This window comes from Pseudomonas sp. K2I15 (assembly GCF_002204795.1).
Taxonomy (GTDB): Bacteria; Pseudomonadota; Gammaproteobacteria; order Pseudomonadales; family Pseudomonadaceae; genus Aquipseudomonas.
On the sequence record NZ_NIXO01000007.1, the window covers coordinates 12959 to 33684 of the forward strand.

Sequence of the window (20726 nt, forward strand, 5' to 3'; positions counted from 1 at the left end):
CCTGACGGCAAAATAAAAGACGTCCCCCCAGGGATGAACTCGACCCCTTACGGAGCGCGCAATGCAGACTTTGTACCCGCAGATCAAACCCTACGCCCGGCACGATCTGGCCGTCGACGAAACCCACGTACTGTATGTCGACGAAAGCGGTTCCCCGGAAGGCTTGCCCGTCGTATTCATCCACGGCGGCCCTGGCGCCGGGTGTGACGCCAACAGCCGCTGCTATTTCGATCCGAATCTGTACCGAATTGTTACTTTTGATCAGCGTGGCTGCGGGCGCTCCACCCCAAGGGCCAGCCTGGAAAACAACACCACCTGGGACCTGGTGGCCGACCTTGAGCGGATTCGCGAGCACCTGGGCATCGAAAAATGGGTGCTGTTCGGCGGTTCCTGGGGTTCTACCCTGGCCCTGGCCTACGCGCAAACCCACCCGGAGCGTGTGCATGGCCTGATCGTGCGCGGCATTTTCCTGGCCCGCCCCCAGGACATTCAATGGTTCTACCAGGCCGGCGCCAGCCGCCTGTTCCCGGATTACTGGCAGGACTACCTCGCGCCCATCCCTGCGGAGGAGCGCCACGACCTGCTCAGCGCCTATCACAAACGCCTGACCGGCAACGACCAGATCGCCCAGATGCACGCCGCCAAGGCCTGGTCTACATGGGAAGGCCGCATGTTGGGCCTTTGCCCGAACCCGCAATTGATCGAGCGTTTCTCCGAACCCCAGCGCGCCCTGTCCATTGCCCGTATCGAATGCCATTACTTCACCAACAATTCGTTCCTTGAGCCCAACCAGCTGATTCGCGACATGCACAAGATCGCCCATCTGCCTGGCGTAATCGTGCATGGCCGCTACGATATGATCTGCCCGCTGGATAACGCCTGGGAGCTGCATCAGGCGTGGCCCAACAGTGAACTTCAGATCATCCGCGAGGCCGGTCATGCGGCTTCCGAACCCGGAATCACCGATGCGCTGGTGCGTGCGGCGAGTGAGATGGCACGGCGCCTGCTTGATTTGCCGCCTGAAGAAGCATGAAGGGGCTTTTGCAACGGGTGCGCGGCGCCCGGGTCGAGGTAGAAGGGCAGGTGGTGGGTGCGATAGACCAGGGTTTGCTGGTGCTGGTGGCCGTCGAGCCTTCAGATACCCAGGCCTGCGCCGACAAACTGCTGCATAAGCTGCTTAACTATCGGGTGTTCAGCGATGACGAGGGCAAGATGAACTTGTCCTTGAAAGACATTGGCGGCGGTTTGCTGCTGGTGTCGCAGTTCACGCTGGCGGCAGACACCAAGAGCGGCTTGCGTCCCAGCTTCTCCACGGCCGCTCCGCCGGCGTTGGGCGAGGCACTTTTCGACTACCTGTTGTTACAAGCGCAACAATTGCATGGCACGGTAGCGGCAGGGCGTTTTGGCGCGGATATGCAGGTGCATTTGGTCAATGACGGGCCGGTCACCTTCCTGTTACAGACGTGAATGTACTGAAAACGACTTGTAATGCCCAAAAAACCGGGTTTTCGCTACAAATACTTCGCTGACCCTGATGCGTTGTCTCGCGGGCTACTAGATAATCGCGCGCTACGGGGATCAGCGTTAATTGGTCCATTTTTGACTTAGGTAGAGACTTGTCCGATAGCTATTGGGGAATCATTTAGCCCCATGGGAGTCGGAACAATGCTCGCCAACCTGGCATATAGATAGCTGGCCGTTGGTTTTTTGATCTGTTTTCGGCGAGGGTTGCTCGTGATTGTTAGTCCCTGTAATGCACCAAAATTGTCTGCCAAACGGTTACGAAACGCACTGGTAACGGGCTCTGCCCTGTTTTGCCTGTTCGGCGCGGGTCAACTGTGGGCATTCAGTCTGGATGATGTGTCGGCCAAGGCCAAAGAGCTGGCCGGGCAGAAATACGAAGCTCCGCGCAGCAATCTGCCGAACGAATTCCGCGAAATGAAATTCGCTGATTACCAGAAAATTCGTTTCCGTAACGAAAAAGCCGAGTGGGCCGATCAAAACACCCCGTTCAAGCTGTCCTTCTATCACCAGGGTATGCATTTCGATACACCGGTGAAAATCAACGAAGTCACCGCCGACAGCGTCCAGGAAATCAAATACGACCCGTCCCGCTTCGATTTCGGTGACGTCAAGTTTGATCCCAAGTCCACCGAACAGTTGGGTTATGCCGGCTTCCGTGTGCTGTACCCGATCAACAAGGGCGACAAGCAAGACGAAATCATGACCATGCTCGGCGCCAGCTATTTCCGCGTCGTGGGTAAAGATCAGGTCTATGGCCTGTCTGCCCGCGGCATGGCGATCGACACTGCCTTGCCGTCCGGCGAAGAGTTCCCGCGTTTCACCGAGTTCTGGATCGAGCGTCCAAAGCCGGGCGAGAAACAACTGGTGATCTACGCCCTGCTGGACTCGCCACGGGCAACCGGCGCTTATCGCCTGATCCTGCGCCCTGGCACCGACACCATTGTCGACGTCAAATCCCAGATGTACCTGCGTGACAAGGTCACCAAGCTGGGCATCGCCCCGCTGACCAGCATGTTCCTGTTCGGCGCTAACCAGCCGTCCAAGGTCCTCAACTACCGTCGCGAGCTGCACGATTCCAGCGGCCTGTCGATCCATGCTGGCAACGGCGAGTGGATCTGGCGCCCACTGAACAACCCTAAACACCTGTCGGTCAGCAACTTCACCGTGGAAAACCCGCGTGGTTTCGGCCTGCTGCAACGCGGTCGCAACTTCAGCCACTACGAAGACCTCGACGACAACTACGACAAGCGCCCAAGCGCCTGGATCGAGCCTGAAGGCGACTGGGGCAAGGGTTCCGTCGACCTGGTAGAGATTCCGACCGCCGATGAAACCAACGACAACATCGTTGCCTTCTGGAGCCCGGAAAAACTGCCGGAGCCAGGCAAGCCGCTGGATGTTGCCTACCGCCTGCACTGGACACTGAAAGACGCCGAGTTCCATTCGCCAGAAAGCGCCTGGGTCAAGCAGACCCTGCGCTCCACCGGCGACGTCAAGCAATCCAACCTGATCCGTCAGCCAGACGGCAGCGTGGCGTACCTGGTGGACTTCGAGGGCCCGTCCCTGAAGAAACTCGCACCGGATGCACCGGTTCGCAGCCAGGTCAGCGTGGGCGACAACGCCGAAATCGTTGAAAACAGCGTGCGCTACAACCCGCACACCCAAGGCTGGCGCCTGACCTTGCGCATGAAGATCAAGGACGCAGGCAAGCCGACTGAAATGCGCGCCGCCCTGGTTCAGGACATTGTTGCGCCGGAGCCGGAAAAGGTTTCGAACCAAGTGCTCAAGGCTGACAAGGTCCTGGCCAAGCAGCACGAGAAAGCCGCCAAGAAAGACCCGAAAGACAAGGATGCCAAGCAGCCAGAAGCTGCGGCCCCAGCCACACCGGAGCCGGCCAAGACAGAGCAAGTCCTGACCGAAACCTGGAGCTATCAGTTGCCTGCCGATGAGTAATTCTCAAGTCCAGCCAGAGACTCTTGCCGAGTACCTGGCGCATCTACCGATGACCGATGAGCAGCGCGCCGAACTGGCGGGCTGCGAGTCCTTCAGTGAATTGCACAAGCGCCTGTCATCGTCCACGTTCGACGCACCTGCCGACGCCCAAGCGTCGGTGGGCGCCCGGCTCACCCTCAACACCGCCGAAGAGCTGCAAGACGCCGAAATGCTTGCGCTCGACGCCAGCGGCCGGGTTTGCCTCAAGGCCACGCCGCCGATCCGTCGGACCAAGGTCGTACCTGAGCCGTGGCGCACCAATATCCTGGTGCGTGGCTGGCGTCGCATGACCGGTCGCACCAACCCTCCGGCACCGCCGAAGGATGAGCGCGTGCTGCCCGCTGCCCGCTGGCGCACCGTCGGTTCGATTCGCCGCTATATCCTGCTGGTGCTGATGCTCGGCCAGACGATCGTCGCCGGCTGGTACATGAAAGGCATCATGCCGTACCAGGGCTGGTCCTTCGTCGACCTTGACGAGATCCGCAACCAGACCCTGCTGCAAACCGCTACCCAAGTACTGCCTTACGCTTTGCAAACCAGCATCCTGGTGTTGTTCGGGATTCTGTTCTGCTGGGTCTCGGCCGGTTTCTGGACCGCGCTGATGGGCTTCCTGGAACTGCTGACCGGTCACGATAAATACCGTATCTCCGGTAAAAGTGCCGGTGACGAGCCGATTCCAAAAGACGCCCGTACCGCCCTGGTAATGCCGATCTGCAACGAAGACGTACCCCGGGTATTTGCCGGCCTGCGCGCGACGTTTGAATCGGTCGCCGCCACCGGTGACCTGGATCGCTTCGACTTCTTCGTCTTAAGCGACAGTAACGAGGCCGACATCTGCATCGCCGAGCAGCAAGCCTGGCTCGACGTGTGCCGCGAAGCCGGTGGCTTCGGCAAGATCTTCTATCGCCGCCGTCGCCGTCGCGTCAAACGCAAGAGCGGCAACCTCGACGACTTCTGCCGTCGCTGGGGCGGTGACTACAAGTACATGGTGGTCCTCGACGCCGACAGCGTGATGAGCGGCGAATGCCTGACCAGCCTGGTGCGCCTGATGGAAGCCACGCCGGATGCCGGGATTATCCAGACCGCGCCGCGTGCGTCGGGCATGGACACCCTGTATGCGCGTATGCAGCAGTTCGCCACCCGTGTGTACGGCCCGCTGTTTACCGCCGGCCTGCACTTCTGGCAGTTGGGTGAATCCCACTACTGGGGCCACAACGCAATTATCCGCATGAAGCCGTTTATCGAGCACTGCGCCCTGGCGCCGTTGCCGGGTAAAGGTGCGTTTGCCGGCGCGATCCTCTCCCACGACTTCGTTGAAGCGGCGCTGATGCGCCGTGCCGGCTGGGGCGTATGGATTGCCTACGACTTGCCGGGCAGCTACGAAGAACTGCCGCCGAACCTGCTGGACGAACTCAAGCGTGACCGTCGCTGGTGCCACGGCAACCTGATGAACTTCCGCCTGTTCCTGGTAAAAGGCATGCACCCGGTGCACCGTGCGGTGTTCCTGACCGGCGTGATGTCGTACCTGTCGGCGCCGTTGTGGTTCTTCTTCCTGGTGCTGTCGACGGCCTTGCTGGCGGTCAACACGCTGATGGAGCCGCAGTACTTCATGGCGCCACGCCAGTTGTACCCGCTATGGCCACAATGGCATCCGGACAAGGCGGTGGCGCTGTTCTCCACCACCATCGTGCTGCTGTTCCTGCCTAAATTGCTGAGCATCATCCTGATCTGGGCCAAGGGCGCGAAAGAGTTCGGCGGCAAGTTCAAGGTGACGCTGTCGATGCTGCTGGAGATGCTGTTCTCCATGCTGCTGGCGCCGGTGCGGATGATCTTCCACACCCGTTTCGTACTCGCCGCGTTCCTTGGCTGGGCCGCGACCTGGAACTCGCCACAGCGTGACGACGACTCCACGCCATGGAGCGAGGCGGTCAAGCGCCACGGTCCGCAGACTCTGCTTGGTTTCTTCTGGGCATTGTTGGTGGTGTGGTTGAACCCAAGCTTCCTCTGGTGGCTGGTGCCGATCGTGGGTTCGCTGATGCTGTCGATCCCGGTGTCCGTGATTTCCAGCCGGGTCAAGCTGGGCCTCAAGTCTCGCGACGAGAGCCTGTTCTTGATCCCTGAGGAATACAATCCGCCCCAGGCGCTGTTGTCGACCGACAAGTACACCCACGAAAACCGTTGGCATGCACTGAATGACGGTTTTGTGCGGGCAGTGGTCGATCCACAGCAGAACGCCCTGACGTGCGCCTTGGCAACTTCCCGTCACGGGCAGGCGGAGCCGATTGAATGGCTGCGTATCGACCGTGTTCGCCATGCGTTGAAAGTCGGCCCGGCCGGCCTCAATAACGGCGAGCGCCTGGCGTTGCTCAGCGACCCGGTCGCCCTGGCGCGCTTGCACGAGCAGGTCTGGAGCGAAGGCCACGCCGAGTGGCTCAACGCTTGGCGCGAATCGGTCAAGGCCGATCCGCATGCGCCGTTGCTGCCGCTGAAACCGCTGTCGTCCCAGGCTCAACCGGCCTGATTCCGACGCCCCCGAGGTAACGCCTCGGGGGCGTGTGCGGCAACCGTCCTACGCTGTTTTTCCCTTCTGCTTCATCGCGCTAACTCCTTGTTATTTCGAAACAAAAGACCCTTCTCCGAGGCGTATTGCCGTGCCTGCGAGTGGGTTAGCATCGCCCCCAAAATCTGACTCCAAGCCTCTGGTTTACGCGAACTTACGCGTGGCCGGGTGCGCGGGTGTTTAACGGAACAGGGGCTTTTCATGATCAAAAGGTATTTATCGATGCTGCTGCTCGGCATCGTCACGTTTTCCCACGGTTACCTGGCGCACGCCGGGGCCATAGATGAAGCCGTTCGGCGCGGCGTGCTGAGAGTCGGTACCAACCCGACTTACGTGCCCTTCGAGATGACCGACAAGAAGGGCCGTATCGTTGGGTTTGAAATCGATCTGCTGCGGGAGATGAGCAAGGCGCTGGGGGTGAAGCTGGAGCTGGTTTCGGTGCCGTATACCGACCTGATCCCGGGCCTGCTGGCCAACCGGTTCGACCTGGTCGGCAGTGGCATGACGGTAACGCAGGAGCGCAACCTGACCCTCAACTTCAGTGACTCGTTCATCATCGTCGGCCAGACCGTGCTGCTGAGTCCTCGCTTGGCCGACAAGGTCCACAGCATCGAAGACTTGAACGAGGCCGGTTACCGGATCGTGGCGGCCGAAGGCACCACGGGCGAGGCGGCGGCGAAAAGGTTTCTCGGCGCCGCTCGGCTGCGCAGCTTTCCAACGCCTGAAGAGGGTGTGCGCCAAGTGGTGGAGGGCAAGGCCGACGCGTTTATCCACGATGCGCCGTATAACCTGATAGCCATCACCAAACCCCAGAACCGTGCGCTACTGGCCCTGGAGCAACCCTTCACCTATGAGCCCTTGGCGTTCGGCGTGAAAAAGGGCGATTACGACAGCCTCAACTGGATCAATCATTTCCTCAACCAGGTGGCCCAGGACGGCACCTACGATCGGTTGCATGACAAGTGGCTCAAGGACACGGACTGGATGGCGGACGTGGACTGGTAGTCATAACTGCTTACACATCAAACAATTGGCTGGCCTGTGGGTGGAAGTGTCTAGCGGCAGCGTTCTCTGCACAGTTGTGGGGCTTTTCTGTCATACCCAGGCAACAAATCAGGGCGAAACCTTTGTGCCAGGCGATGAGTGAGTTAGGATCGCACCCCGAAATGGTGCAGCCCTTTTGCGCGCCGACCTCACAAGAAATGAGTTCAGGGGACTTGATGATGAAAAAGTATCTTTCGATGCTGCTGCTAGGCTTCACCGCACTGGTGGCGGTCAATGCGGCCCATGCCGGCGCCATCGATGATGCGGTCAAGCGCGGCACGCTGAAAGTCGGCATGGACCCGACCTACATGCCGTTCCAGATGACCAACAAGCGCGGTGAAATCATCGGTTTTGAAGTCGACATCCTCAAGGCCATGGCCAAGTCCATGGGCGTCAAGTTCGAGCCGATCTCCACTGGCTACGACGGGATCATCCCGGCCCTGCTGACCAACAAGTTCGACATGATCGGCAGCGGCATGACCCTGACCCAGGAACGCAACCTGCGCCTGAACTTCAGCGAACCGTTCATCGTGGTCGGCCAGACCCTGCTGATCCGCAAGGAACTGGAAGGCACCATCAAGTCCTACAAAGACCTGAACGACGAGAAATACCGCCTGACCTCCAAACTCGGCACCACCGGCGAGATGGTTGCCAAGAAGCTGATCTCCAAGGCCAAGTACCACGGCTATGACAACGAGCAGGAAGCTGTGCTGGATGTGGTCAACGGCAAGGCTGACGCCTTCGTCTATGACGCGCCGTACAACGTGGTAGCCGTGAATAAGGTTGGCGCCGGCAAGCTGGTGTTCCTCGACCAGCCGTTCACCTTTGAGCCATTGGCGTTCGGCCTGAAGAAAGGCGACTACGACAGCATCAACTTCATCAACAACTTCCTGCACCAGATCCGTAACGACGGCACCTACGATCGCATCCATGACAAGTGGTTCAAGAGCTCCGAGTGGCTCAAGGACATGGAATAAAGGTTGGCTTAATACCGAGTCGAGTCCTTCGCGAGCTAGCCCGCTCCCACATTTAGACCGCGATCTAATGTGGGAGCGGGCTTGCTCGCGAAGAGGGCCTGCCAGGCGATACACATCCCGGAATCTGAAATGAAACAGAAAAAAGCCCAATGGCCCTGGCACCTCCTGACGGTGCTGGTGCTGGTCGGCCTGGCCGGCGCGTTGTATTACGCCACCTCGCTGATGTCCTACGAATGGCGCTGGAACCGCGTGCCGCAGTACTTCGTCTACCAGGCCGAAGAGTCCCTGCGTGCGTCGGACATTTCCACCGTCAGCGAGCTGGTACGTAAGGGCGATGTGGCTGAAGTCACCCTGCGTAATGGCGAGGGCAACGAACAGCACCTGACCGTCGCCGAGAACAGCCTGCAAGTGGCCAAGGACGATGACGTGGCCGAGGGCGACGTGGTCGGCGTCACCCGGCATTGGGCTGCGGGCCCGTTGTTGTGGGGTTTGTGGACCACGTTGTGGTTGTCGGTGGTGTCCGGGGTGCTCGGGCTGTTGATTGGCCTGGCGACCGGGTTGTGTCGCCTGTCGAACAACCCGACTTTGCGCGATTTGTCGACGATCTACGTCGAATTGGTGCGCGGAACGCCGCTGTTGGTGCAAATCTTCATTTTCTATTTCTTTATCGGCACGGTGCTCAACCTGTCCCGGGAATTCGCCGGGATCGCCGCGCTGTCGCTGTTTACCGGCGCCTATGTGGCTGAAATCATTCGTGCCGGTGTGCAGTCGATTACCCGTGGCCAAAATGAAGCGGCACGTTCCCTCGGGCTGAGTGCCGGCCAGTCGATGCGCCATGTGGTGTTGCCGCAAGCCTTAAAACGCGTGCTACCGCCTCTGGCCGGGCAATTTATCAGCCTGGTGAAGGACACGTCCCTGGTGTCGGTGATCGCGATTACCGAATTGCTTAAAAGCGGCCGCGAGGTCATCACCACCTCGTTCTCGCCGTTTGAAATTCTGTTCTGCGTGGCAGGCCTGTACCTGCTGATCAACCTGCCGCTGTCGAAAATCGCCAGCCGGCTTGAGCGGAGGCTCGCGCAAAGTGATTGAAGTCCGCGATCTGGTAAAAGTCTTCGACACCCGTGGCCACGTAGTCCGCGCGGTGGATAACGTGACCACCCAGGTGGCCAAGGGTGAAGTGCTGGTGGTGATCGGCCCGTCCGGTTCCGGCAAGTCGACGTTCCTGCGTTGCCTTAACGGCCTGGAAGAGTTCGATTCGGGCTCGGTGAGCATTGACGGCCTGCAACTGGCAGACCCGAAAACCGACGTGAACGCCTATCGCCGTGAAGTCGGCATGGTGTTCCAGCACTTCAACCTGTTCCCCCACATGACCGTGCTGGAAAACCTTTGCCTGGCGCAAAAAGTGGTGCGCAAACGCGGCAAGAAAGAGCGCGAGGCCAAGGCCCTGGCTCTCCTGGAAAAAGTCGGCATCGCCCAGAAAGCCAACGAGTTTCCGTCACGGCTTTCCGGCGGCCAGCAGCAACGCGTGGCGATCGCCCGCGCGCTGGCGATGGAGCCCAAGGTGATGCTGTTTGACGAGCCCACCTCGGCACTGGACCCGGAAATGGTCGGCGAAGTGCTGGACGTCATGAAGACCCTGGCCCTGGAAGGCATGACCATGGTCTGTGTCACCCATGAAATGGGTTTCGCCCGGGAAGTGGCAGACCGGGTGCTGTTCTTTGATCACGGCAAACTGCTGGAAGACGCGGCCCCGGCGCAGTTCTTCGATGCGCCGAAGGATCCCCGGGCCCAAGCCTTCCTGCGCCAGGTCCTGTAAACGCGTTGCGAGCGTTTTTTGTGGCGAGGGAGCGTGCTCCCGTTGGGCTGCGAAGCGGCCCCAAAAAAGCTGCGAGCGCTTGGCACTCGAACGGGAGCACGCTCCCTCGCCACAGGTTAGCGTTGGCTGTCGGTATTTTCAGACCTTGAACTTGCCCACCCACACCTGCAAGTCGGTACCCAGGCGTGCCAGTTCGACACTGGCCGCTGCGGTCTCCTGACTCGCGGCCGACGTTTGTTCCGATACGTCCTTGACCTTCAGCACGCTGCGATTGATCTCCTCCGCCACCGCCGTTTGCTCCTCGGCGGCAGCAGCAATCTGTGGGTTCATCTCCTGAATCACCGAAACAGTACGGGTAATGCCAGCCAGCGCATCGCCCGCACGGCGGGTCAGTTGCACGCTGTTGTCGGTGAGGCTGCGGCTGTTGTCCATGGTATCGGCAACGTGTTGCGTGCCCCGGTGCAGGCAGCTGATCAGTTCCTCGATTTCTTCGGCCGATTGCTGGGTGCGTTGCGCCAGGCTGCGCACTTCATCGGCGACCACGGCAAAACCTCGGCCCGCCTCACCGGCACGGGCCGCTTCGATCGCTGCGTTGAGGGCCAGCAGATTGGTCTGTTCCGATACCGACTTGATCACCTCCAGTACGCTGCCGATCTTCCGGCTTTCCTCTTGCAACCCTTGCATGGCCTGGCTTGAGCGGGCCATCTCCTGGGCCAGGTGTTCAATGTGAACAATCGCCTCAGCCACCACCTGATCGCCCTGGTTTGCCTGCCGGTCTGCCTCGGTGGCGGCCAGCGACGCTTGTTCGGCATGGCGCGCGACTTCCTGGGAGGTGGCGAGCATTTCATTCATCGCGGTAGCGACCTGCTCGGTTTCCCGCTTTTGGCCGTCGACCCCGGCGCGGGTCTGTTCGGTGACGGTAGACAGTTGCTCGGCGGCGCTGGCGATCTGCCGGGCGCTGTCGCCGATGCCACCGATCAGGCCCCGCAGGTTGACGGTCATCTGCCCGATGCTGCGTTGCAGCTGCCCCAGTTCATCGCGGCGCGTGGTGTTGATGTCGTGGCTCAAATCGCCTTCGGCGATTCGGTTGGCGGTCGACAGCGCTTGGCGTAACGGCGCGACGATTTGCGCGGCGATCAGCCACGCGGCCAGAACCCCCAAGAACAGCGCAGCCCCCGTGACATTCAACAGCAGGGTGCGAGCCAGCCCCGCTTCCTGATCGCGTTTGGCGGTTTGGTCCTGGCTTAACAGGTCGCTTTCCTTGAGCAACTGATCCAGCCATTGCTCAAGCTGGTTCTGGGTGGCTTCCGTGGTGAGTTGGGCTTCCTTGAGGCGCGTCAGTTGCGTGCGATAATCGAGCAAGGCGCTTTTCAGCGCGGCGCTGTCCACGGGCAGCGTCGCAACGGCGGCCTGCGCATGGTCGAGTGCCTGGATCGCGTCGTCGACACCCCGGCTATAAACATCCAGCGAAGAGGCAGCCCAGGCGGGGCTTTGGGCGCGATCCTCGGCTTGCTCCATGGCTTGGCGCAGTTGCTCTACGGCGTCGAGTGCCTTTTCATCATCTTGATTGGGCAGGTCGCTGGACAGTTGCGCGAGGGTGTCGCTGGCCTGGACTGAGCCACGCTTGAGCTGTTCACGGGCGCTTTCGCGGTGTTTGATCAAGCCTTCCAGGCCACTCAAGGCGGTTTTGAAGCTGGTTACAAAAAGCCGGCTTTCCTGCAGTTGTTGTTGATTGACCGGGTCTAAAAATCGTGGTGAAAGGTCCGTCAGGAGATGGTCAATCTTGTCCATGTGCAAGCCGATTTTCACCAGGCTCGACGGGTCGTTCAGCGTTCGGTAAACGATACGGTCAGCCCGCAACTCTTCGCCGACGATGGCCAATTGCGAAAGCAGCGTGAGTTTTTGTGAGCGCTCAAGGGATGCGTTCAGGGCTTGCCAGCCGGTAGACGCGATGATCAGGCTGAGGCTGAGCACCAGGCCAAAGCCCAGGGTAAGTTTGAGGCTGATGCTGATGTTTCCAAGCAGGCGGGTCAGTGGACGAAACATGGTGAACCTCCAACGAATCAAAAGGAGCGTTTCAAGCGTCCCGCTGACAAGGGCCAGGGAAGTTGAAACGCTACTTTTATTCGGCGCCAGGTGTGTGATCCACGACCTGAAAAACGCGTAGGAAATTTCACAAGTTGTCATGACGGCGGCCTTGATGGCCGCCGCGAGCGGGTCAGACCTTGAAGCGGCCCACCAGGGTTTGCAGGTAAATCCCCAGCCGCGCCAGTTCAGCACTGGAGGCGGCGGTCTCTTCGCTGGCCGCCGAGGTCTGTTCGGAAACATCCCGCACGTTGAGCACGCTGCGGTTGATCTCTTCGGCCACGGCGCTTTGTTGCTCGGCGGCGGTGGCGATCTGCTGGTTCATCGCCTGGATGGTCGAGATGGTACGGGTGATGTTTTCCAGGGCGCTACCGGCCCGGCGGGTCAGCTCGACGCTGCTGTCGGTGAGGTTACGGCTGTTGTCCATGATGGTCGCCACCTGCTGGGTGCCGCTTTGCAGGCCGACGATCAACTCTTCGATTTCCTCGGTGGACTTCTGCGTGCGCTGGGCCAGGCTGCGCACTTCATCGGCAACCACCGCAAAACCGCGCCCGGCTTCACCGGCACGCGCTGCTTCAATCGCCGCGTTGAGGGCCAGCAGGTTGGTTTGCTGGGCCACGGATTTGATCACGTCCAGCACACTGCCAATCTTGTCGCTCTCGCGCTTGAGGTGGCCCATGGCCTCGGTGGAGTTGCCCACCTCGCTGGCCAGGCGCTCGATCTGGGCGATGGCCTCACCGACCACCTTGTCGCCTTCACGGGCCTGCTGGTCGGCGGCTACGGCGGCTTCAGAGGCTTCTTCGGCGTTGCGTGCAACTTCCTGCACGGTGGCGGCCATTTCGTTCATGGCGGTGGCCACCTGGTCGGTCTCGACCTTCTGGCTGTTGACCCCGGCGCTGGTTTGCTCGGTGACGGCCGACAGTTGCTCGGCGGCGCTGGCGATCTGGGTGACGCCGTCGCTGATGCCACCGATCAGTTCCCGCAGGCCCACGGTCATGCTCTGCATCGACCGTTGCAGCTGGCCCAGTTCGTCCTGGCGCAGGGAGATCAGGTTGTGGCTCAGGTCGCCGGACGCCACGCGCTCGGCGACTTTAAGCGTCTGGTTTAATGGAATTACGATCTGCCGGGTAATGGCCCAGGCAGCGAGGATGCCGAAGGCCAACGCCAGGGCGGTGGCCAGCAACAACAGATTCTTGGCATGTGCAGCGTCGGTGTCGCGTACCACGGTTTGCGAGGTGGTGAGTTTGTTACTGCGCTCGAGCAGGATATCGCCTTGCTCGGCCATGATTTTCATCGCGGCGGCTGCGGCCACCTGGGAATCGCGGTACTGGCTGACGGCGGCGCGGTAGGCCTGCAGCGAAACGCTGGCCTCTTGCAGGTTGGCCCGGTATTGCTCGGGCAACTGGTCGTTGAGGGTGGTGATTTTTTTCAGGGCGTTGTCGATGGCATCCAGCGCTGGCTGTTCGGCTTCGACCTTGGCGCTGTAGGTGTAGCCGCGCACTTGGAAGCGCGCCTGCTGGATCAGTTTGCTCAGGTCAACCACGCTGTTGAACAGGGTGACGCTGTCGCCTTGCAGCAGGGATTTTTCCACTTCGTTGGTTTTTGCGACGGCATTGTCAGCGGTATCGCCCAGTTGGCTACGGGCGCCTTCACGCTTGAGGCCAGCCTGCACCATGGCGCCGAAGGCTTTTTTGTATTGGTTCAAGGCATCCAGTTGTTGTTCCACGACGAGCTTGTCGTCGGGTTGCTCGATCAGGGCTGCGGCGGTTTTCAGCCCAGTGTCCAGTTGTGTGATCAAGTCGTTGACCGCGCCCGTGCCTTGTTCGCCACGACGCATTTCGAAGTCCAGGCGCGCCAGGCGCAGGTCCTTGGTCAGCCCGTTGAGGCTGGAAATATAGCCCAGCTTGTCGCCGCGGCTGATCACGCCGCCCAGGCCCGTCCAGCCGGTAAACGTGATCAGCAGGGTCAGTATCAATACCAGGCCGAAGCCTATGCTCAGCTTGCGGTTGACGCTTACATTCCCCATTTTTTCGGCTAACCAACGATACATGCTGCGAACTCCCCTGGAACAAGGCTTGGACTTATTCAGAGTGTATCGGCAGGTCCGGATGTTTCTGTAGGAGCGAGCTTGCTCGCGAAGGTCGTCAACGATAACGCGGGCATTCTGGATGCGCGCGTTGCCCTTGAGTTTTTCGCGAGCAAGCTCGCTCCTACAGGGGAGGGTGGTGTCAGAACAGGCGTGCGAGCAGTGCGGTGACGGCGGTTTCGACTCTCAGGATGCGAGCGCCCAATTGCACAGGCTGCAACCCGGCCTTGGCCAGCAAATCCACTTCATAAGGAATCCAGCCGCCTTCCGGCCCGATGGCCAGCGTGACCGGCTCATCCAGGCCGCGAGGGCAGGGCGGGTAGTCGCCGGGGTGCCCAATCAGGCCGAGGGTGCCTTGCGCCAGGGCGGGCAGGCGGTCTTCGACGAACGGCTTGAAGCGTTTTTCGATAACGATCTCGGGCAGCACCGTGTCCCGGGACTGTTCCAGGCCAAGGATCAGTTGCTCGCGAATCGCTTCCGGCTCAAGAAATGGCGTCTGCCAGAAGCTCTTTTCCACACGGTAGCTATTAACCAGCACCACCCGTGGCACACCCATGGACGCCACGGTTTGCAGCACTCGGCGCAGCATCTTCGGGCGGGGCAGGGCCAGCAGCAGGGTCAGCGGCAATTTGGCCGGCGGCGGTTGGTCGAAGGTAACCTCCAACTCAGCTTCCTGGGCTTCCAGGCGCAGCAATTGCGCATTGCCCATCAGCCCGCCAATCCGGCCGACCCGCAGGCTGTCGCCTACAGCGGCGCGGTGAACTTCCTGCATATGCACCAGGCGCCGATCACGCAACACCACCCGGTCGGCCGCGATAAAGTCGGCCTCCTCAAGCAGCAGCAGGTTCACGGCTGGGTCGCTGGCGGCTGGTCGTCGTCGGCAGGTTGGTCATCCGGGTGGTCGCCACGCTTGCTTACCAGGCCGCCAAACAGGATGCCAATCTCGAACAGCATCCACATTGGTACGGCCAGCAGGGTCTGGGAGAAGATGTCCGGTGGGGTCAGGATCATGCCGACCACAAAGCAGCCGATGACCACGTACGGGCGGATCTTCTTCAGGTATTTGACGTCGACCACGCCGATCCACACCAGCAGCACCACCGCCACCGGGATTTCAAAGGCCACGCCGAAGGCGAAGAACAGCGTCATCACGAAGTCGAGGTAGCTGGTGATGTCGGTCATCATCTCTACACCGGCCGGAGTAGCGGCGGCGAAGAACTTGAAGATCAGCGGGAACACCAGGAAGTAGGCGAAGGCCATGCCGGTGTAGAACAGCAGGATGCTCGACACCAGCAACGGCACGGCGATGCGTTTTTCATGCTTGTACAGGCCTGGCGCAATAAAGCCCCAGATCTGATGCAGGATCACCGGGATCGCCAGGAACAGCGAGACCATCATCGTCAGCTTCAACGGCGTGAGGAACGGCGACGACACGTCGGTGGCGATCATCGTCGCGCCGGCCGGCAAGTAATTGCGCAGCGGCGTGGAGACGAAGGTGTAGATCTGCTGGGTAAAGGCAAACAACCCGGCAAAGATGATGAAGATCGCCGCGACACAGCGCAGCAGGCGGGTGCGCAACTCGGTGAGGTGCGAGACCAGTGGCATGTGCTGGTCGGTTTCCGGTTTATCAGCGCTCATGGGGCTCGCGGCGGCAATGTAGGGTCGTGGGGAGCGGGCGACACGGCAGGCGTCGGCGCGGGTTCGGTCGGGGTCACGGGGGCGGCGGGCGCAGGCTCGGCGGCGTGCACAGGTTCAGCGGCCGGTGCAGGCGCTGTCGCGGTGGGCGGCGCAATCGAGTGCTCGGCCACAGGTTCAACCGGCTTGGGCGTTTCCTGCACGGGAGAGAGAATCTTCCGTGCCTCCTGCTCCAACGACAGAATATGTTCGTTGTGCAGTTGCCGGCGAATCTCGTCGGCGCCTATTTCCCGTTCAACTTCCTGTTTGATGGCGTTGAAACTGCGTTTCAGGCGCCCGATCCACAGGCCGGCCGTGCGCGCGGCACCGGGCAGGCGTTCCGGCCCCAGTACCAGCAGGGCCACGAGGCCGACGAGCAGCAGTTCAGAGAAGCTGATACCAAACATTATTCAGTACTCACGAGTCTTTTTGGTTCTGCTCTTTGACGTGCTCGGCCTGCACGTCGAAGGTGCGACGTTCAGTGATCGGCTGAGCGGCCTGCGGGTGCACAGGCTGAGCCGGTGGCACCGGGCTGGCGGCAGGGTCGGCAGGCTTCTCGTCGTCGTTCATGGCCTTGCGAAAGCCCTTGATCGATTCACCGACGTCGGTGCCGAGGTTTTTCAGTTTCTTGGTGCCGAACACCAGCACAACGACCACAAGAATGACGATCCAGTGTTTCCAGTCAAAAATGCCCATGCTGCAATTCCTCTGTAATAGTTGGTCAAGCGGACGGGCGCGAGGCCTTTTCGGCGTGCCCGGACAAGCCGAAGCGACGGTCCAGTTCATCAAGCACTGCCTGTGGATGCTGCCCCAGTTGGGCGAGCATGACCAGACTGTGGAACCACAAGTCGGCAGTTTCGTAGATCACGTCGCTGCAGTCGCCGCTGATTTGCGCGTCCTTGGCAGCAATAATCGTCTCGACGGATTCTTCGCCGAGTTTCTCCAGAATCTTGTTCAGACCCTTGTGGTACAGGCTGGCGACATAAGAACTGTCGGCGGCTGCGCCCTTGCGGTCTTCCAGCACCTGGGCCAGGCGGTTCAGGGTGTCAGTCATGTTCAGTGTCCTGCCGAGTAAATGGCGTGCGGGTCTTTGAGCACAGGCTCGACGGTCTTCCACTCGCCGTTCTCGAACACGCGGTAGAAGCAGCTGTGACGGCCGGTGTGACAGGCGATATCGCCGATCTGCTCGACCTTGAGGATCACCACATCGGCGTCGCAGTCGATGCGCATCTCGTGCAGGGTTTGCACGTGCCCGGACTCTTCGCCCTTGCGCCACAGTTTGCCACGGGAACGTGACCAGTAAATGGCGCGGTTCTCGGCGGCGGTCAGGCTCAGGGCCTCGCGGTTCATCCAGGCCATCATCAGCACGCGCCCGGTCTTGTAGTCCTGGGCAATGGCCGGCACCAGGCCGTCACTGTCCCACTTGATCTCGTCCAGCCAGTCTTTCATTTTCGGCTCCGGCAATTTACGACAGTGTATAACCGGATTGGCTATCGACGCACGATCAGATACACGCCCACGGCGACCATGATGCCAGCCGGCCAGTGGCCCAGTTCATTCAGTGGCCCGCCTGCGGCCAGTATCGTGCCGCCCACCAGGTGCGCGGCGCCCAGCAGGCGCAGGAACCAGTCGTCCTTACGCTTGTGCCACGGCGGCGGCGGGTCGTTGGCGTGGGGCTGGGACATGCGCTCCAGCAGGTCGCGGGTCATGTTGGCCAGGTGTGGCAGTTGCTCGACCTGGCTTTGCAGGTTGCCCAGCAGGGTTTTCGGGCTGACGCGGTCACGCATCCAGCGTTCAAGGAACGGCTGGGCGGTGTTCCACAGGTCCAGGTCCGGGTACAACTGGCGGCCCAGGCCTTCGATGTTCAGCAGGGTCTTTTGCAACAGGATCAACTGCGGCTGCACTTCCATATTGAAGCGCCGCGCCGTCTGGAACAGGCGCATCAGCACCTGACCGAAGGAAATATCTTTTAACGGTTTTTCAAAGATCGGCTCGCACACGGTGCGGATCGCCGCTTCGAATTCGTTGAGTTTGGTTTCTGCCGGCACCCAGCCCGAATCGATGTGCAACTGCGCCACGCGGCGGTAGTCACGCTTGAAGAAGGCGAACAGGTTGCGCGCCAGGTAATCCTGGTCTTCGGGGGTCAGGCTGCCGACGATGCCGCAGTCGATCGCAATGTACTGCGGGCTCCACGGGTTCACGGTGCTGACGAAGATGTTGCCGGGGTGCATGTCGGCGTGGAAGAAGCTGTCGCGGAACACCTGGGTGAAGAAGATTTCCACACCGCGCTCGGCGAGCATTTTCATGTCGGTGCGCTGGTCGGCCAGGGTCACGAGGTCGGTGACCTGCACGCCGTAGATGCGCTCCATCACCAGCACTTTGGGGCGGCACCAGTCCCAATAGACTTGCGGTACGTACAGCAACTGCGAGCCTTCGAAGTTGCGCTTGAGCTGGCTGGCGTTGGCCGCTTCGCGCAGCAGGTCGAGTTCGTCGTAGATGGTTTTTTCGTAGTCCAGCACCACGTCCACCGGGTGCAGCAGGCGCGCATCGGCAGAGAAGCGCTCGGCGGCGCGGGCGAGGATGAACAGCCACGCCAGGTCCTGGCCGATGATCGGCTTGAGGCCCGGGCGGATCACCTTCACCACCACTTCTTCGCCGCTTTTCAGTTGGGCGGCATGCACCTGGGCCACCGAGGCCGAGGCCAGCGGCGCGATGTCGAAGCGGCTGAACACTTCGCTGATTTTCTTGCCCAGCTGTTCTTCGATCAGCGTGACTGCCAGTTGCGAGTCGAACGGCGGCACTCGGTCCTGCAACAGCATCAGTTCGTCGGCGATGTCTTCGGGCAACAGGTCGCGGCGGGTGGAGAGGATCTGCCCGAACTTGATGAAGATCGGCCCCAGGTCCTGCAGCGCCAGGCGCAGGCGCGCACCACGGCTCAGGTCGAGGGTTTTGCGCGGGAACCAGCGCCACGGCAGCACATAGCGCACCGCCAGCAGAAACCACGGCAACGGCAGGGCGAACAGCAGGTCATCGAGGCGGTAGCGGATTACGACGCGCTGGATACGAAACAAACGGCGGACGGCGAGCAGCTTCATGCGTTATCGCTTGAATCAAGGGAGCGGCTCAGGCGCTCGAAGCGCGCCTCAAGTCGTTCCAGGTCGAGTTTGGCCTGGTCGAGTTCGCGAAAGCGCGCTTCGGCTTCCCGTTGTCCGACCAAGGTGCGCGATTCTTCGCTCAGGTATTCGGCGAGGTTCTGGTTCAGGCTGGCGAAACCCTGCTGGTACCAGCGCGTGCGGCTGCGCAGGTGGCCGCTGATCAGTTGGGTGGCCACCGGGCCGAGCCAACGGGACAGCTCGTATTCCCAATCCAGTTCCAGGTCTTGCAGCACGGCGGCCAGGTCCATCAGCACCGCGCTGTCGCCTTCAAGTTCCACGTCGGGGCCGTGGAGGATCGCCGTCTTGTCCCGGCTCAAGGCCAGGCGCAGCAGGCTTGAGCCGGAAGCACTCAGGGTGCAGTCGGCGTCGGCGGCCCAGTGGGACGCCAGCAACAGGCCTTCATCGCTGGGCAGGATAAACAGCTGCAAGGCGGGGCTGGTGCAATCGACGGCGATGATCTTGCCGTTCAGGTGCGCCAGCCGCGCCAGGGCGGTGCTGTCCAGGCGCAGAATACGGTTGAGGCCGTGTTCAACGCTGGCGAGAAGGCCCGCGAACAGCATCAGGGTTTGATGCCGCGGTGCAGGGCAACGATGCCTGAGGTCATGTTGTGGTAGGTCACGCGGTCGAAACCGGCTTCTACCATCATCGACTTCAGGGTTTCCTGGTTCGGGTGCATGCGGATCGATTCGGCCAGGTAGCGGTAGCTTTCGGCGTCATTGGTGATCAGTTTGCCCATCAACGGCATGAAGGCGAACGAGTAAGTGTCGTAGACCTTGGACATCAGCGCGTTGGTCGGCTTGGAGAACTCCAGTACCAGCAGGCGGCCGCCGGGCTTGAGTACGCGCAACATGGAGCGCAGCGCGTCTTCCTTGTGGGTCACGTTACGCAGGCCGAAGGCGATGGTCACGCAGTCGAAATGGTTGTCCGGGAACGGCAGCTTTTCAGCGTCTGCCTGGACGAACTCGATATTGCCCGCCACGCCTTTATCCAGCAGGCGATCGCGACCGACCTTGAGCATCGAGCCGTTGATGTCGGCCAATACCACTTGGCCCGTCGGGCCCACCAGCTTGGAGAACTTGGCGGCCAGGTCGCCCGTACCGCCGGCGATATCCAACACGCGGTTGCCGGTGCGTACGCCCGACAACTCAATGGTGAAGCGCTTCCACAGGCGGTGCATGCCGCCGGACAGCACGTCGTTCATCAAGTCGTACTTGGCGGCAACCGAGTGGAACACCTCGGCGACTTTTTCCGCTTTCTGGCTTTCCGGGACGTTCTTGAAGCCGAAGTGAGTGGTGGGTTCGGCATCGCTGCCTTTGCGCTGATCAGTCATATCGCTGTCACCAAAAGAGAATGGGGGCATTCTAATCCCCAAGGCATGCTTTGTCTTGGCAAGGCTGAAGGTAAGATAGGTGGTCACCGAGACCTTTTGCCGCATGGCGGGTCGACAAGTCTCTATAACGAGGAGTCATTCAAATGGCCCGTATACAGGTTGAACGTGCCCACACACTGGGCAAAGACGCTGCCCGCGAAAAAGCCGACAAGTTGGCGAGCAAACTCAAGGACCAGTATGGCCTGGAGTCTTCGTGGGCCGGCGACACGCTGAATCTCAAACGCTCGGGAGTAAAAGGCACCGTGAAAGTGGCTGAAGATTCCCTGCGCATCGAAGTCGAACTGGGCCTGTTGATGTCGGCCATGAGTGGCACCATCAAGTCCGAAATCGAGAAGGCGCTGGATAAAGCCCTGGCCTGATTTTCGACCTTCTTAGGGTGCCGATTCTAATTTTTCTGCCTACTTTGTGCCCAAGCCCTCAACTTCT

At 60.7% G+C, this 20726-nt stretch carries 19 protein-coding genes and 2 pseudogenes; 9 read left to right on the plus strand and 12 right to left on the minus strand.

Annotated features, from left to right (window positions below):
* Positions 1–61 precede the first annotated feature (61 nt).
* From pip to CEC48_RS06845, 8 genes and pseudogenes are all read left to right on the plus strand, one after another.
* Entirely contained in the window at positions 62–1033 is a 972-nt protein-coding gene (pip, locus tag CEC48_RS06810) for a prolyl aminopeptidase (RefSeq protein ID WP_088423039.1), read from the plus strand.
* Complete coding sequence (gene dtd / locus CEC48_RS06815; protein ID WP_017478202.1) at positions 1030–1467, plus strand: D-aminoacyl-tRNA deacylase; 438 nt, start codon at positions 1030–1032, stop codon at positions 1465–1467. Before pip ends, dtd begins: the two co-directional genes overlap by 4 nt.
* 267 nt (positions 1468–1734) lie before the next feature.
* Positions 1735–3474, plus strand: a complete 1740-nt coding sequence (locus CEC48_RS06820; protein WP_088423138.1) for a glucan biosynthesis protein G — start codon at positions 1735–1737, stop codon at positions 3472–3474.
* Positions 3467–6054 (plus strand): annotated as a pseudogene (gene mdoH / locus CEC48_RS06825) (glucans biosynthesis glucosyltransferase MdoH). Before CEC48_RS06820 ends, mdoH begins: the two are co-directional and overlap by 8 nt.
* Before the next feature lie 220 nt (positions 6055–6274).
* Positions 6275–7078, plus strand: a complete 804-nt coding sequence (locus tag CEC48_RS06830) for a transporter substrate-binding domain-containing protein (protein ID WP_088423041.1) — start codon at positions 6275–6277, stop codon at positions 7076–7078.
* Between the two features lie 218 nt (positions 7079–7296).
* Positions 7297–8094, plus strand: a complete 798-nt coding sequence (locus CEC48_RS06835) for a transporter substrate-binding domain-containing protein (RefSeq protein WP_088423139.1) — start codon at positions 7297–7299, stop codon at positions 8092–8094.
* 129 nt (positions 8095–8223) lie between these two features.
* Complete coding sequence (locus tag CEC48_RS06840; protein WP_088423042.1) at positions 8224–9183, plus strand: amino acid ABC transporter permease; 960 nt, start codon at positions 8224–8226, stop codon at positions 9181–9183.
* Positions 9176–9910, plus strand: a complete 735-nt coding sequence (locus CEC48_RS06845) for an amino acid ABC transporter ATP-binding protein (protein ID WP_088423043.1) — start codon at positions 9176–9178, stop codon at positions 9908–9910. The genes CEC48_RS06840 and CEC48_RS06845 overlap by 8 nt, the downstream gene beginning before the upstream one ends.
* 138 nt (positions 9911–10048) lie before the next feature.
* Here CEC48_RS06845 and CEC48_RS06850 read toward each other — a convergent pair whose 3' ends face one another.
* The 12 genes and pseudogenes from CEC48_RS06850 to ubiE form a co-directional block, all read right to left on the minus strand.
* Positions 10049–11956 (minus strand): methyl-accepting chemotaxis protein, encoded by a 1908-nt coding sequence (locus CEC48_RS06850; protein ID WP_088423044.1) that lies wholly within the window; start codon positions 11954–11956, stop codon positions 10049–10051.
* A gap of 172 nt (positions 11957–12128) precedes the next feature.
* Positions 12129–13001, minus strand: a complete 873-nt coding sequence (locus CEC48_RS32090; protein ID WP_371917746.1) for a methyl-accepting chemotaxis protein — start codon at positions 12999–13001, stop codon at positions 12129–12131.
* A pseudogene (locus tag CEC48_RS32095) lies at positions 12987–14045 on the minus strand (methyl-accepting chemotaxis protein); the annotation flags it as partial. The gene CEC48_RS32090 and the pseudogene CEC48_RS32095, both read right to left, overlap by 15 nt.
* A gap of 178 nt (positions 14046–14223) precedes the next feature.
* Positions 14224–14931 carry a 16S rRNA (uracil(1498)-N(3))-methyltransferase gene (locus tag CEC48_RS06860; protein ID WP_088423046.1) on the minus strand — a complete coding sequence of 236 codons (708 nt, stop codon included), beginning with the start codon at positions 14929–14931 and terminating at the stop codon, positions 14224–14226.
* Positions 14928–15719 (minus strand): twin-arginine translocase subunit TatC, encoded by a 792-nt coding sequence (gene tatC, locus CEC48_RS06865; RefSeq protein WP_088423047.1) that lies wholly within the window; start codon positions 15717–15719, stop codon positions 14928–14930. Before tatC ends, CEC48_RS06860 begins: the two co-directional genes overlap by 4 nt.
* Positions 15716–16162, minus strand: coding sequence for a Sec-independent protein translocase protein TatB (tatB, locus tag CEC48_RS06870; protein ID WP_088423048.1), 447 nt, complete (start codon positions 16160–16162; stop codon positions 15716–15718). The genes tatC and tatB overlap by 4 nt, the downstream gene beginning before the upstream one ends.
* A gap of 10 nt (positions 16163–16172) precedes the next feature.
* Positions 16173–16451 carry a twin-arginine translocase TatA/TatE family subunit gene (locus CEC48_RS06875; protein WP_088423049.1) on the minus strand — a complete coding sequence of 93 codons (279 nt, stop codon included), beginning with the start codon at positions 16449–16451 and terminating at the stop codon, positions 16173–16175.
* A gap of 25 nt (positions 16452–16476) precedes the next feature.
* The gene (locus CEC48_RS06880) at positions 16477–16809 is read right to left on the minus strand and encodes a phosphoribosyl-ATP diphosphatase (RefSeq protein WP_017478214.1); all 333 of its coding nucleotides are present in this window, start codon (positions 16807–16809) and stop codon (positions 16477–16479) included.
* Between the two features lie 2 nt (positions 16810–16811).
* Entirely contained in the window at positions 16812–17204 is a 393-nt protein-coding gene (gene hisI / locus CEC48_RS06885) for a phosphoribosyl-AMP cyclohydrolase (protein ID WP_010169173.1), read from the minus strand.
* A 41-nt stretch (positions 17205–17245) separates the two neighbouring features.
* Positions 17246–18850 carry a ubiquinone biosynthesis regulatory protein kinase UbiB gene (gene ubiB, locus CEC48_RS06890; protein WP_088423050.1) on the minus strand — a complete coding sequence of 535 codons (1605 nt, stop codon included), beginning with the start codon at positions 18848–18850 and terminating at the stop codon, positions 17246–17248.
* Positions 18847–19470, minus strand: a complete 624-nt coding sequence (locus CEC48_RS06895; RefSeq protein ID WP_088423051.1) for an SCP2 domain-containing protein — start codon at positions 19468–19470, stop codon at positions 18847–18849. The genes ubiB and CEC48_RS06895 overlap by 4 nt, the downstream gene beginning before the upstream one ends.
* Positions 19470–20240 (minus strand): bifunctional demethylmenaquinone methyltransferase/2-methoxy-6-polyprenyl-1,4-benzoquinol methylase UbiE, encoded by a 771-nt coding sequence (gene ubiE / locus CEC48_RS06900; RefSeq protein WP_003209306.1) that lies wholly within the window; start codon positions 20238–20240, stop codon positions 19470–19472. Before ubiE ends, CEC48_RS06895 begins: the two co-directional genes overlap by 1 nt.
* Before the next feature lie 143 nt (positions 20241–20383).
* Between ubiE and CEC48_RS06905 the strand changes: the two genes are divergently transcribed.
* On the plus strand, positions 20384–20659 hold the full coding sequence (locus tag CEC48_RS06905) for a polyhydroxyalkanoic acid system family protein (protein WP_017478217.1): 276 nt from the start codon (positions 20384–20386) through the stop codon (positions 20657–20659).
* Positions 20660–20726: the final 67 nt, after the last annotated feature.